10 protein-coding genes are annotated in these 13407 nt (G+C 72.1%); 7 read left to right on the forward strand and 3 right to left on the reverse strand.

The genetic code is table 11. From position 1 onward, the window contains the following. Nucleotides 1–15: 15 nt before the first annotated feature. The gene (locus ACNTMW_RS06755; RefSeq protein WP_426632541.1) at nt 16–1017 is read left to right on the forward strand and encodes a uroporphyrinogen decarboxylase/cobalamine-independent methonine synthase family protein; all 1002 of its coding nucleotides are present in this window, start codon (nt 16–18) and stop codon (nt 1015–1017) included. A 40-nt stretch (nt 1018–1057) separates the two neighbouring features. Here ACNTMW_RS06755 and ACNTMW_RS06760 read toward each other — a convergent pair whose 3' ends face one another. After that, nucleotides 1058–1579, reverse strand: coding sequence for a type II toxin-antitoxin system PemK/MazF family toxin (locus ACNTMW_RS06760; RefSeq protein WP_426632542.1), 522 nt, complete (start codon nt 1577–1579; stop codon nt 1058–1060). A 170-nt stretch (nt 1580–1749) separates the two neighbouring features. On the opposite strand from ACNTMW_RS06760, the gene ACNTMW_RS06765 reads away from it, so the two are divergent. The 6 genes from ACNTMW_RS06765 to gatB all read left to right on the forward strand — a co-directional run bounded on the left by ACNTMW_RS06765 (nt 1750) and on the right by gatB (nt 10447). Continuing rightward, nucleotides 1750–4020: an MMPL family transporter gene (locus tag ACNTMW_RS06765; RefSeq protein ID WP_426632543.1), complete on the forward strand. Its 2271-nt coding sequence runs from the start codon at nt 1750–1752 to the stop codon at nt 4018–4020. 182 nt (nt 4021–4202) lie between these two features. Beyond that, nucleotides 4203–6341: an NAD-dependent DNA ligase LigA gene (ligA, locus tag ACNTMW_RS06770; RefSeq protein ID WP_426632544.1), complete on the forward strand. Its 2139-nt coding sequence runs from the start codon at nt 4203–4205 to the stop codon at nt 6339–6341. An 80-nt stretch (nt 6342–6421) separates the two neighbouring features. Beyond that, complete coding sequence (locus tag ACNTMW_RS06775) at nt 6422–6874, forward strand: NUDIX hydrolase (RefSeq protein ID WP_426632545.1); 453 nt, start codon at nt 6422–6424, stop codon at nt 6872–6874. Between the two features lie 281 nt (nt 6875–7155). Beyond that, entirely contained in the window at nt 7156–7455 is a 300-nt protein-coding gene (gene gatC / locus ACNTMW_RS06780; RefSeq protein ID WP_426632546.1) for an Asp-tRNA(Asn)/Glu-tRNA(Gln) amidotransferase subunit GatC, read from the forward strand. Nucleotides 7456–7460: 5 nt separating this feature from the next. Beyond that, nucleotides 7461–8951 (forward strand): Asp-tRNA(Asn)/Glu-tRNA(Gln) amidotransferase subunit GatA, encoded by a 1491-nt coding sequence (gene gatA / locus ACNTMW_RS06785; protein WP_426632547.1) that lies wholly within the window; start codon nt 7461–7463, stop codon nt 8949–8951. Beyond that, the gene (gatB, locus tag ACNTMW_RS06790; RefSeq protein ID WP_426632548.1) at nt 8948–10447 is read left to right on the forward strand and encodes an Asp-tRNA(Asn)/Glu-tRNA(Gln) amidotransferase subunit GatB; all 1500 of its coding nucleotides are present in this window, start codon (nt 8948–8950) and stop codon (nt 10445–10447) included. The genes gatA and gatB overlap by 4 nt, the downstream gene beginning before the upstream one ends. 59 nt (nt 10448–10506) lie before the next feature. Here gatB and ACNTMW_RS06795 read toward each other — a convergent pair whose 3' ends face one another. Together ACNTMW_RS06795 and ACNTMW_RS06800 are read right to left on the reverse strand one after the other, a co-directional pair. Further along, a complete protein-coding gene (locus tag ACNTMW_RS06795) occupies nt 10507–12117 on the reverse strand; it encodes a metallophosphoesterase (RefSeq protein ID WP_426632549.1) in 1611 nt (536 codons plus the stop codon). A 21-nt stretch (nt 12118–12138) separates the two neighbouring features. Beyond that, a complete protein-coding gene (locus tag ACNTMW_RS06800; RefSeq protein WP_426632843.1) occupies nt 12139–13335 on the reverse strand; it encodes a PQQ-dependent sugar dehydrogenase in 1197 nt (398 codons plus the stop codon). Nucleotides 13336–13407: the final 72 nt, after the last annotated feature.

Raw genomic sequence — 13407 nt, forward strand, 5'->3', positions numbered from 1 at the left:
GTAACCTCACCTGACGTGACCACTTCCTGGCCCTGGCCGCCGGGCGCGGCGACCGGCATCGGCTCGCTGCCCGGCACCGACATCGTCGAGGCAGTCCGCGTCGTGCTCGGCGAGCTGCCCGACCTGCCGTACCTGCCCGAACTGCCCGACCGGGGACCGGGCGCAGACCTGATCGGGCGCGGCGCCGGGCTGCTGGTGGAGCTGCCGGTCGAGGTGTACGCCAACCGCTGGCGGGTCGCCTCGCGGCCCGGTCACGACCTGCGGGTCACCCGCGACCTGTTGGAACGGGACCTGGACGCGGTGACCGAGCTGGCCGCCGACTACACCGGGGCGTTCAAGGTACAGGCGGCCGGGCCGTACACCCTCGCGGCCGGGATCGAGCTGCCGACCGGTGGCCCGGTGCTGCACGACCACGGCGCCGTCCGTGACCTGGTGGAGTCGCTGGCCGAGGGGCTGCGCGGGCACCTGGCAGACCTGGCCACCCGCCTGCCCCACGCGCGACTGGTGCTCCAGCTCGACGAGCCGTCCCTGCCGGCGGCGCTGGCCGGCCGGGTACCGACCGAGAGCGGCTTCGGCACCCTGCGCCGGGTGGAGGAGCCGACCGCCCGGTCGGCGCTGGCCCGCATCGTCGACGCCGTCGGCGTGCCGGTGATCGTGCACTGCTGTGCCCCGGCCGTACCCGTCGACCTGGTGCGTACCGCCGGCGCCGCGGCCGTCGCGCTCGATCTGAGCCTGCTGGACGACCTCGACCCGCTGGGTGAGGCGCTCGACGCCGGGCTGGGGCTGGTCGCCGGAGCCGCGGACACCCGCCCGTCGGCGGGCGGCCGGCCGCCGACGTCGGCCCAGGTCGCCGCCCGCGTCCGGGAGGTCTGGGCCAAGCTCGGCTTCCCCGCCACCCGGCTGGCCGAGCAGGTCGTGGTCTCCCCGGCGTGCGGGCTCGCCGGTGCGACGACCGGGTACGCCCGGGCGGTCACCGCCGCGTGCCGGGATGCCGGGCGGCGGCTGGCCGAGGACTGAGGTTTCCTGCCGCACCCGGCCGGTGGCGTGCAGTCGCCGGCTATGCCACCCAGCCGGTGGCGTGCAGTCGCTTCACCGCGCGCCAGGTCTCGGCGTCCACCGTGCCCGCCTTGCGGGAGAACGCGGCGTCGCGCAGCCGGTACGGGTCGGACAGGTCCAGGAAGCTGTTGTGGGTCGCCTTGCGGTCCCACGCCCTCGTGGGAATCTCCAGGTGGTCGCGGCGGTCGCGCTGGTCCTGACTTGTGATCTTGAGGACCTCGACCTGCCGACGGTGCGTCCGCAGGACCAGGCAGGGGCGGACCTTGTGTCCGGTGCCGTCGTCGAACGGCACGTCGGCCCACCAGATCTCACCCGGCTGCGGTCGACTGCGCCAGGACGCGTCCGGTGGCTGCTCGCGCAGCCGGGCCGGTCCCGGTGGTCGTTCGCGTAGCGGTGGCCGGGCCGGTCCCGGCGGTCGTTCGCGCAGCCGTGGCCGGGTCGGCCGCCGCAGCCGTCGCCACACCCACCAGGCCAGCGCGGCGACCACCGCGAGCAGGACCAGCCACGCCACCTCGGTACGCACTCTGTCGACCTCCCGAACACCTGCCGAGAGCATAGGTCGGATGAGCCCGTCATCCCCCGATGTGGCGAGCATCTCGTCACGCTAGGTCGTGAATTAGGAACAATCCGTCACGCCATACGGTTTTTCGCTACCAGTGCGTCTGCACCAGTGCGTCTGCCGTAGGGAGTCACGTGTTCGCAGCGTTGGGCAGGGCCAGCTTCCGGTTCCGTTGGTGGTTCCTGGCGGTGACGGCGCTGTTGACGATCGTTTCGGCGGTCTGGGGTACCGGGGTGTTCGCCAACCTTGGCGGCAACGGGTTCGACGACCGGCGCAGTGAGTCCCACCGGGCCGCCGTGGCGGCCCAGTCCGTCCTCGGACGCGATCCCGACGTGGTGCTCGTCGTCGACCATCCCCGGCTGACCGTGGCGGACGCGGAGTTCCAGCAGGCGGTGACCGACGTCGTCGACTCGCTACCGAAGGCCGACGTCGACACCGTCGCCACGTACTGGAGCACCGGCTCGCCCACCATGGTGTCCCGGGACCGGCACACCACCTACGCCGCGATCCGGCTCGCCGGCAGCGGTGGCCACGCGGCGGACGTGTACGAGCGGGTCGCCGACCGGATCCACGCCCCGGCCGGCTTCACGGTGCAGCGCGGCGGCGACGTGCCGCTCAACCACGACCTCAACGCCCAGGTCAGCAAGGACATCAAGCGGGCTGAGCTGCTGTCGCTGCCGGTCGTACTGGCCCTGCTCGTGGTGGTGTTCGGCGGCCTGGTCGCGGCCAGCCTGCCGCTCGCCGTAGGCGGGGTGGCGATCGTCGGCGCCTTCTCCGTGCTGCGGGTCATGACCGGGTTCACCGACATCTCGGTGTTCGCGATCAACATCGTGACCATGCTCGGGCTCGGGCTGGCCATCGACTACGCCCTGTTCGTGGTCGGCCGTTTCCGGGAGGAGCTGCGCGCGGGCCGGGACGTCGAGCGGGCGCTGGTGACCACGATGTCCACCGCCGGGCGGACCATCGCCGTCTCCGCGGTCACCGTGGCGGTGTCGCTGTCGTCGCTGCTGCTGTTCCCGCAGGGCTTCTTCCGGTCCATGGCGCTCGGCGGCATCGCCGCCGTCGGGGTGGCCGTACTCGCCGCGCTGACCGCGCTGCCCGCCCTGCTGGCGGTGCTCGGGCGCCGGGTCGACGCGCTCCGCCTGCCGGGTCCGCGGCCGCGCGCCGGCGCGGGCGAGGACCGCGGCTTCTGGTTCCGGGTCGCACGCAGTGTGATGCGCCGGCCCCTGGTGTACGTGGCCGTGATCGTTCCGCTCCTGCTGCTGGCCGGCTCGCCGTTCCTGCGGGTGCAGTTCGGGGGCGTCGACTACCGGGCACTGCCCGCCGGGGCGGAGAGCCGGCAGGCGGCCGAGCGGATCCTCACCGACTTCCCGGGCAGCGGCGACAAGATCCGGGTCGTGGTGGACGGCGCCAGCCCGGCCGGGCTCGACCGGTACGTCGGCGAGCTGGGGAGCTTGCCCAACGCGACGGGCGCCGCGGTCACCGGCGCGGCCGGCGGCCGTACGGTCGTCGACGTCGCCCACGACCTCGACGCGAACTCGTCGGCGGCCCGGAACCTGGTCACCGAGGTCCGGGACACGCCGGCGCCGCCGGGTGCCCGGGTCGAGGTGGGCGGCACGACGGCGAGCCTGATGGACCTGCTGCACACCCTCGGCGCGAAGCTGCCGTGGATGGGGCTGTGGGTGTTCGCGGCCTCGTTCGTGCTGCTGTTCCTCGCCTTCGGGTCGCTGCTGCTGCCGCTGAAGGCGATCGTGATGAACCTGCTGTCGCTGACCGCGTCGTTCGGCGCGCTGGTCTGGATCTTCCAGGACGGCCACCTGTCCGGGCTGCTCGGCTTCACCTCGACCGGGACCGTGGAGGCCACCCAGCCGATCCTGATCCTGGCGATCGCGTTCGGCCTGTCCATGGACTACGAGGTGTTCCTGCTCAGCCGTATCCGTGAGCAGTGGGACGCCACCGGCGACAACACCCTCGCCGTCGCGACCGGGCTGCAGCGGACCGGCCGGATCATCACCAGTGCGGCGGCGCTGCTCATCGTGGTGATCGGTGCGTTCGCGACCGGCGGCATCTCGATCATCAAGATGGTCGGCGTCGGCATGGTCGCCGCCATCGTCATCGACGCCACCATCGTCCGTGCGCTGCTGGTACCGGCGACCATGCGGCTGATGGGCCGCGCCAACTGGTGGCTGCCCGGCCCGCTGGAGGCGGTGTGGCGCAGGTTCGGCATCCGTGAGGGCGAGGCCGGCCCACAGGCCTGTGTCGCGGGCGCCGGTGCCGAGGTCGGTGCGGTCGCCGCCGAGGTCGGTGTGGTTGCCGGTGACGGTGCCGAGGTCGGTGCGGTCGCCGGTGCCGAGGCCGGTGTGGCCGATGCCGCGGTCGGATCCGAGCGGGCGCTGCACTCCTGAACCGCCCGCTGCACTCCTGAACCGCCCGCCGCCGAGCCCCGGCCGGCGTCGCGTTCCCGGCGCACCCGCCGCGGGTACCGTGGATCTTGCGCGTGAATTGCCCTACTTCGGCAGGTCGCCGCGGGAGAATGTCGGACCGGCGGGCTACGGTGCGCAGGGAGCGCGACGGTCAGGGGGATGACATGAGCTCAGACGAGATCGGCGAGGTGGTCGGCGCCGTCACCCCGGCGCAGGAGGCGGCCGCCGGTGGGGAACCGCCCGCGGATGTGCGGGAGCGGCACGCCGCGCTGGCCGAGGAGCTGGGCGAGCACCAGTACCGGTACTACGTGCTCAGCTCCGTCACCGTCGACGACGCCACCTACGACCGCATGATGCGCGAGCTGGAGGCGATCGAGGAGCGGTACCCGTCGCTGCGCACGCCCTCCTCGCCGAGCCAGCGCGTCGGCGGCACCTACTCGACGCTGTTCACCGCCGTCACCCACCCGGAGCGGATGCTCAGCCTCGACAACGCGTTCGACGTCGACGAGCTGTCGGCCTGGGCGGAGCGGGTCGAGCGCGACGCCGGCGGCCCGGTCAGCTACCTGTGCGAGCCGAAGGTCGACGGCCTGGCCATCGACCTGGTCTACGAGCAGGGGCGGCTGGTACGTGCCGCGACGCGGGGCGACGGCCGGGTCGGCGAGGACGTCACGCTCAACGTGCGCACGATCGACGACGTGCCCGAGCGGCTGTCCGGCGACGACGTGCCCGAACTGCTGGAGGTCCGGGGCGAGGTCTACTTCCCGGTCGAGGCGTTCGCCGACCTCAACGCGGCGCTGGTGGCCGCCGGTGACAAGCCGTTCGCCAACCCGCGCAACGCCGCGTCGGGCTCGCTGCGTCAGAAGGACCCGCGGATCACGGCCGGCCGGCCGCTGCGGATGGTGGTGCACGGCATCGGCGCCCGGCGCGGGTTCGATCCGAAGACCCAGTCGGGGTCGTACGAGCAGTTGCAGGCATGGGGACTGCCGACCAGCATCCGCTGGCGGGCCGTCCCCGATCTGGCCGGGGTGCGCGGCTACATCGACTTCTACGCCGACCACCGGCACGAGGTCGAACACGAGATCGACGGTGTGGTGGTCAAGGTCGACCAGGTCTCGGTGCAGCGCCGGCTGGGCGCCACCAGCAAGGCGCCGCGCTGGGCGATCGCGTACAAGTACCCGCCCGAGGAGGCGATGACCCGGCTGGTCGACATCCGGGTCAACGTGGGCCGTACCGGTCGCGTCACCCCGTACGCGGTCCTCGAACCGGTCTTCGTCGGCGGCGTCACCGTCACGCAGGCGACGTTGCACAACGCGCAGGAGGTCGTCCGCAAGGGCGTGCTGATCGGCGACACCGTGATGATCCGGCGCGCCGGTGAGGTGATCCCCGAGGTGCTCGGCCCGGTCGTCGACAAGCGCGACGGATCCGAGCACGCGTTCGTCATGCCCACCCACTGTCCGGAGTGCGGCTCGCCGCTGGCCCCGGCCAAGTCCGGCGACGTCGACATCCGCTGCCCCAACAGCCGCACCTGCCCGGCACAGTTGCGCGAGCGGGTGTTCCACCTCGCCGGGCGCGGCGGGTTCGACATCGAGGTGCTCGGCTACAAGGCGGCGGTCGCGCTGCTCGACTCGCACGTGATCCTCGACGAGGGCGACCTGTTCAGCCTCGACGCCGAGCGCCTCGCCCGGTCGCCGTTCTTCGTCAACAAGAACGGATCCCTGGGTAGCAACGCCACCCGGCTGTTGGCCAACCTGGAGGAGGCCAAGAGCCGGCCGCTGTGGCGGATGCTGGTCTCGCTGTCGATCCGGCACGTCGGCCCGACCGCCGCGCAGGCCCTGGCCGGCGCGTTCGGTTCGATCGACGCGATCGAGGCGGCGAGCGTCGAGGAACTGGCCGCGGTGGAGGGGGTCGGCCCGACGATCGCGGAGTCGATCAAGGAGTGGTTCACCGTCGACTGGCACCGCGAGGTGGTGCAGAAGTGGCGCGCCGCCGGGGTGCGGATGGCCGAGGCGCACGTCGAGACCGGACCCCGGCCGTTGGAAGGCGTCACGGTGGTGATCACCGGCTCGCTGCCGACGTACTCCCGGGACGAGGCGACCGAGGCGGTCGCCGGTCGCGGCGGCAAGGTCACCGGGTCGGTGTCGAAGAAGACCCACTTCGTGGTGGTGGGGGAGGCGCCGGGCTCCAAGTACGACAAGGCGGTCGCCCTCAAGGTGCCGATCCTCGACGAGGACGGCCTGCGGGTCCTGCTGGAGGAGGGGCCGGAGGCGGCACGGGCGGTGGCCGCCACGCCGGAGGAGGCGTGAGCGCCGGCCGTGGTGTGAGCGCCGGAGGCGTGAGCACCGGTCGGGAGCGTGCGTAACGGCGGAGGCATCGGGGAGGCGACATGACAGAGCGGCACCGCAGCATCGTCGACGTCCACCTGATCCTTCGTCGCGACGGGATGATCCTGATGGGCCGGCGGGCCAACACCGGTTACGGCGACGGCCTGCTCCACCTGCCGAGCGGCCACCTGGAGCGCGGCGAGTCGGTCGTCGAAGGCGTCATCCGCGAGGCGCACGAGGAGATCGGCGTGACCGTCGAGCCGGAGGCGCTGCGGTGTCGGCACGTCATGCACCGGCACGACCCGGCCGGTCACGACCGGGTCGGGTTCTTCTTCGAGGCGGACCGGTGGGCGGGGGAGCCCGCCAACCGGGAGCCGGACAAGTGCTCCGAGCTGGTCTGGGTCGACCCGGACGCGTTGCCGGCGGACGTGATCGCGTACCCGGCGGCGGCGGTGGCGCAGGTCCAGCGCGGGGCGGCGTTCTCCCTGCACGGCTGGGACACGCCCATCCCGTGAGCGCTCGCCCCCATGATTACGAAGAGTCTGCGTTGCTGTACAGCAACACGGATGCCGATCCGGCCCGCCTGGGCGTGCGCCCGCTGCTTGGAGAGCCGGCCCTGCCATACCCCGGCGGGTTCAACTGCGGGCCGGGTACGACCGATCAGGGCCGGTGGCGGTAGCGATCGGGAACTGTGAGTGGGTGCACCGGCCGACACGGCATACCCTGCGCGGCTTGGGTGGGTCGGCAAATAGACTCGCAAGGTCGAAGGACATCTCAGACCGTAAAGGGGCACCCGATGGCTGCCATTTCCCGCGAGGAGGTCGCGCACCTGGCGCGTCTCGCGCGGCTCGCCGTGAACGATGCGGAGCTGGATACGTTCGCCGGGCAGCTCGACGTGATTCTTCAGTCCGTCGCCCGGGTGGGCGAGGTGGCTGCCGGGGACATCCCGCCGACCTCGCATTCGGTACCGCTGACGAACGTGCTGCGGGATGACGTCGTGACGCCGGGGCTGACCCAGCAGGCGGCGCTGTCGGGCGCGCCGGACGCCGCGGATGGGCGGTTCCGGGTACCCCGGATTCTGGACGAGGAGGCGTGACCGCCATGAGTGACGTGACCAGGGCGACCGCCGCCGAGCTGGGTCGCATGATCGGCTCGGGCGAGGTCTCCGCCGAGGAGGTCACCCGCGCCCACCTCGACCGGATCGCCGCCGTCGACGACCGGGTCAACGCCTTCCTGCACGTCGACGCCGAGGGCGCGATCGCGGCGGCCCGCGAGGTCGACGCCGCCCGCGCGCGCGGCGAGGAGCTGGGCCCACTGGCCGGCGTGCCGATCGCGATCAAGGACGTGATCGCCACCAAGGGTGTGCCGACGACCTGCGCCTCCAAGATCCTCGAAGGGTGGCGGCCGCCCTACGACGCCACCATCATGGAGCGCATCCGCGCCGCCGGCATGGTGATGCTGGGCAAGACCAACATGGACGAGTTCGCGATGGGCTCGTCGACGGAGTACTCGGCGTACGGCCCGACCCGCAACCCGTGGGACCTCGACCGGATCCCGGGCGGCTCCGGCGGCGGCTCGGCCGCGGCCGTCGCGGCGTACGAGGCGCCGCTGGCGATCGGCACCGACACCGGCGGCTCGATCCGCCAGCCCGGCGCGGTCACCGGCACCGTCGGCTCCAAGCCGACCTACGGTGGTACGTCCCGATACGGTCTCGTGGCCTTCTCCTCGTCGCTGGACACGCCCGGCCCGGTGTCGCGCAACGTCCTCGACGCGGCGCTGCTGCACCGGGTCATCGGTGGCCACGACCCGCGCGACTCGACGTCGATCCCGGCGCCGGTGCCGCCGGTCGTCGAGGCCGCCCGCCTCGGCGCGACCGGTGACCTGTCCGGCGTGCGCCTGGGCGTGGTGCGCGAGTTCACCGGCGAGGGTGCCGAGCCCGGTGTCGCCGCGGCGGTCCGCGACTCGATCGAGGCGCTGGTCAAGCTCGGCGCCGAGGTCGTCGAGGTGTCCTGCCCGCACTTCGAGTACGCGCTGCCGGCCTACTACCTGATCGCGCCGAGCGAGGCCTCGTCCAACCTCGCCCGGTTCGACAGCGTGCGGTACGGGCTGCGCGTCGGCGACGACGGCCGGCGCTCGCTGGAGGAGGTCATGTCGCTGACCCGGGAGGCCGGCTTCGGCCCCGAGGTCAAGCGGCGGATCATCCTCGGCACGTACGCGCTGTCGGCCGGCTACTACGACGCCTACTACGGTCAGGCGCAGAAGGTCCGCACGCTCATCACGAACGACTTCCAGGCGGCGTTCGAGCAGGTTGACGTGCTGATCGCGCCGACGACGCCGTTCGTGGCGTTCCCGTTCGGCTCGCGTACCTCCGACCCGTACCAGATGTACCTCGCCGACCTGTACACGATCCCGACCAACCTGTACGGCGGCCCGGCGATCTCGGTGCCGGCCGGCCTGTCCGACGGGCTGCCGGTCGGCCTGCAGATCATGGCCCCCACCATGGCCGACGACCGGATGTACCGGGTCGCCGCAGCCTTGGAGACCGCGATCCCCGCACTGACGCCGCCCGCCCTGTCTGGGAGCAACTCATGACCATCGTCGCCCCGCCGGAATTCGAACAGGTCGTCGCCCGCTACGAGCCGGTGATCGGCCTGGAGACCCACGTCGAACTGGGCACCAACACCAAGATGTTCTGCGGCTGCCCGACCGAGTTCGGCGCCGAACCCAACACCCAGGTCTGTCCGGTCTGCCTGGGCCTGCCCGGCAGCCTGCCGGTCGCGAACAAGGCCGCCATCGAGGCGACCATCCGGATCGGCCTCGCGCTCAACTGCTCGATCGCGTCCTGGTGCCGGTTCGCCCGCAAGAACTACTTCTACCCGGACATGCCCAAGGACTACCAGATCAGCCAGTACGACGAGCCGCTGTGCGTCGACGGCTACCTGGACGTCGAGGTCAACGGCCAGACCGTACGGGTCGGCATCGAGCGGGTGCACCTGGAGGAGGACACCGGTAAGACGCTGCACATCGGCGGCGCGACCGGGCGGATCCACGGCGCGACCGAGTCGTTGGTCGACTACAACCGGGCCGGCATCCCGCTGGTGGAGATCGTCACCAAGCCGGTCACCGGCACCGGTGCCCTGGCACCCGAGGTGGCTCGGGCGTACGTGACCGAACTGCGCGACATCATCCGCTCGCTCGGCGTCTCCGACGTGCGCATGGAGCAGGGCTCGCTGCGCTGCGACGTCAACACCTCGCTCAACCGGTCCGGCGAGGAGTGGGGCACCCGTACCGAGACCAAGAACGTCAACTCGCTGCGCTCGGTCGAGCGGGCGGTCCGGTCGGAGATGCTGCGCCAGGCGTCGGTACTGGACGCGGGCGGAAAGATCATCCAGGAGACCCGGCACTTCCACGAGGACACCGGCGAGACCACCTCGGGTCGCAGCAAGGAGGAGGCGACCGACTACCGGTACTTCCCGGACCCCGACCTGGTGCCGCTCGCCCCGGACCCGACCTGGGTCGAGGAGCTGAAGGCCGCCCTGCCCGAGCCGCCGCGGGTACGTCGCGAACGGCTGCGCGAGCAGTGGGGCGTCTCCGAGCACGACATGCAGTCGATCGTCAACGCCGGTGCGGTGGAGCTGATCGAGGCGACCGTCGACGCCGGTGCGTCGCCCGAGGCGGCCCGCAAGTGGTGGCTCGGCGAGCTGGCCCGGCGGGCCAACGAGGCCGGCGTGGAGCTGGCCGAGGTGGGCGCCTCGCCGGCCCAGGTCGCCGAGCTCCAGCAGTTGGTCGACGCTGGCAAGCTGACCGACAAGCTGGCCCGGACCGTCCTGGAGGGCGTCGTGGCCGGCGAGGGCAACCCGGCCGAGATCGTCGCGGCGCGTGGCCTGGAGGTCGTGTCCGACACCGGTGCGCTCACCGCCGCCGTGGACTCCGCGATCGCCGCCAACCCGGACGTGGCGCAGAAGGTCCGTGACGGCAAGGTCGCCGCGGCCGGTGCGCTGGTCGGCGCGGTCATGAAGGCCACCAAGGGCCAGGCCGACGCCAAGACGGTACGCGAACTGATCCTGTCCCGGCTCGGCGCCGCCTGATTCCCGTCGATCGTGGACACCTAGGCCGGTTATAGCCGGTCTAGGTGTCCACGATCGCGTCAGGAACTCGGGGTCGGTGCCGGGCTCGGGCTGCCCGATGGCGTGACGGCGGGCTTGGCGTCCTTGACGAGGTGCCGCTGCAGGGCCACCTCGGTCTGCCCGGTACCGCCGACGGTGATGTCGTCGTACGCCTGCAACGTGTGCGTCTTCTGGTCGAAGTACAGCACCGACAGCGCCAGCGGCGTCGGCTCCTTGCCTTCCAGCCCGCGCAGCCCCGCCCCACCGGTCGAGCCCTCCACCATCAGCAGCGTGTGGGCGACGTCCGGGCTCGTACCGTCGGGGTTGTCCAGCCGGCGTACCTCGCGCTTGTGCGTGTGGCCGGCCAGGACCAGCGGGGCCCGGCCGGCCAACTCGGACGCCGAGACCGGATCGTGCACCAGCGCGATGTCCGGGGTCTTCTGCATCTCCAGGATCGCGTTCCCCAGCAGCCGCCCGGCGTTGAGCTGGGCCTGGATGCCCATGTCCGAGGCGCCGGGCGCGTTGGCGGGCGAGGACTTGTCCGGGGTGAACTCCGGGTCGCCGATACCCGTGATCGTGAGGCCGTCGATGGTGACCGTGCCGCCGTCGAGCACCGTCGCGTTCGGCTGCCTGGCCACGGCGGCCTGGGTACTGGCCGAGTCGTGGTTGCCGCGGATGAACACGTACGGCACCTTCAGCGCGGCGATCGACGAGACGTACGAGTCCTCGGGCTCGCTGCCCCAGTCGGTGATGTCGCCGGTGTCGATGATCACGTTGATGTTGAACTGCTGCACGACCGTCCGCACCACCGACCAGGCGGCCGGATTGAGGTGCATGTCGGAGATGTGCAGCACCCGGATCGTCGAGTTGTCCGGCTCGTACACCGGCAGCGTGGACATCGTGTCGTAGAGCTTGCCGACGTTGCCGACCAGCTGTTGCAGTTGGGCGCGGTACAGCTCGTACCGGCCGGCGATCCGCCGGGCGTCACCGACCACGGCCGGCGCGTTGGCCAGCAGGCCCTCGTAGCGCGGCTCCGCGATGGAGGAGGGGCGGAAGGTGCCCAGCGAGATGAGCGCGGTGGCGGCGAGCAGGGCCAGGGACAGCCCGCCCGCCAGGGCCACCCGCCGCATCGAGCGGTACAGCACCGCGGCGAGGGCCATCGCGCCGAGGACGGACACGGCGGCTACCTGGAGGATCAGTCGTTCGATGCCCCTGCGTACGTCATCCACGGCGCCGCCGCTGGCCTGCGCGAGCGCGTCCGGGTTGGTGACCAGTGCCGTGGTGCGCCGCTGGTCGAGCGCGGTGAGCTGGACCGACAGGTGGGCCGGGCCGGAGTGGCTGGCCAGGTGCAGCGAGCCGAGCGGCGGGATCGAGATGTCCGTACCGCCGCTCACCGCGGGGGTGACGGCGAACTGCGCGTGGAACGGCCCCACGTCGGCGTTGATCCGTCCGGCCACGAGTACGCCCAGGACCATGCCGGCGGCGGCCACGGCGAGCACACCGAGCAGCCGGCCGGCCTGCCGGACCCGGTGGTGGCGCGCCAGCCGTACGACCGGGCCGAGCCGGCGGCCGGCGCGCCGCAGGCCAGGGTCCAGCCGGCCGCGGGTGGCACCGAGCAGGCCCGTGCGCGAGGGATGATCGTACGACGACACGCCGTCTATAGTGCCCGACACTCAGCTACGATCGGCTCCACCTGCACCGGAGATGACAATTCTGATGATCCGATCATCATCCGGTTTGGGGTTGCCGCGGCCGTCGCGGTTGGACGTGGAGATCCACAGTGAGCCGTCCGGCGCCAGGGTCGCGGCGCGCAGCCGGCCGTACGCCCCGACCAGCAGCGGCGTCGGCGCACCGAACAGCGCACCGTTCGCGGTGAACTGGGTCAGCCACAGTCGCTGGCCCTTCAGGCACGCCGCCACCAGGATCCGGTCCGCGACCATGGCCGCGCCCGAACAGGACGCATCGGACGGCTTCCACTGCACGATCGGGTCGACGAAGCGGGGGTCGCGCGCCGCACCCTCCGCCAAAGGCCAGCCGTAGTTCTTGCCCGCCTCGATGACGTTGATCTCGTCCCAGGTGTCCTGGCCGTACTCGGTGGCGTACAGGCGCTTCGCCGAGTCCCAGGCCAGCCCCTGGACGTTGCGGTGGCCGTACGAATAGACCAGGTTGTTGAACGGGTTTCCGGGGGCGGGCTTGCCGTCGGGGGTCATCCGGAGGATCTTCCCGCCGAGGCTGTTCGGGTCCTGGGCGCTGGTGCGCTGGCCGGCGTCGCCGGTGCCGGCGTAGAGGAACCCGTCCGGGCCGAACGCGAGCCCCCCGCCGTCGTGGTTGGCCGCCGCCGGGATGCCGGTCACGATCGGCTCCGGCGTGCCACCGAGGGTCAGCCTGGCGATGCGGTTGTCGGTCGCCGTCGTGTAGTACACGAAGATGGTCTTGTCCGTGGCGTACCCGGGGGAGACGGCGACGCCGAGCAGGCCGCCCTCACCCCTGGGCGTCGCCTCCTCGACGGTCTGGACCGGGGAGACCGTGAGACCGTCGGCGCCGCCCTCGGGCCCGACCTTGAGTAGCCTCCGGCTGTTGCGCTCGGTGACCAGCGCCGTGCCGTCGGGCAGGAACCCGATCGCCCACGGCACCTCCAGGCGCTTGGCCAGGATCGTCGTGACCACGCCCAGATCGCCGGTGGTGGCGCTGGCCGAGGTCGAGGGGGTGGGCAGCTTCGGCGGCGAGCCGGCCTCGTCGGGTGGCGGCGGTCCGAACGAGCAGCCCGTGGCTACCAGGCCCGCGACCAGCGCACCAGCCACCGCGCGGACAGCGGCCGCGACTCGGGACGGGCAACCGCGGTCGACGGGACGCCGCGGGGCGGAGGCGATCACGCCGTCCAGCCTAATGGGGCCCGCCGGGATTGCTTCCGGTGATTCGACCCGCGGGGATTGCTTCCGGTG

Origin of the sequence: Planosporangium spinosum (assembly GCF_049999945.1) — a bacterium.
Taxonomy (GTDB): domain Bacteria; phylum Actinomycetota; class Actinomycetes; order Mycobacteriales; family Micromonosporaceae; genus Planosporangium; species Planosporangium spinosum.

Coding starts and splice junctions, on each gene's coding strand:
- gatC (WP_426632546.1), top strand. CDS start 7,156: ATGGCTGCCATTTCCCGCGAGGAGGTCGCGCACCTGGCGCGTCTCGCG.
- ACNTMW_RS06775 (WP_426632545.1), top strand. CDS start 6,422: ATGACAGAGCGGCACCGCAGCATCGTCGACGTCCACCTGATCCTTCGT.
- ligA (WP_426632544.1), top strand. CDS start 4,203: ATGAGCTCAGACGAGATCGGCGAGGTGGTCGGCGCCGTCACCCCGGCG.
- gatB (WP_426632548.1), top strand. CDS start 8,948: ATGACCATCGTCGCCCCGCCGGAATTCGAACAGGTCGTCGCCCGCTAC.
- gatA (WP_426632547.1), top strand. CDS start 7,461: ATGAGTGACGTGACCAGGGCGACCGCCGCCGAGCTGGGTCGCATGATC.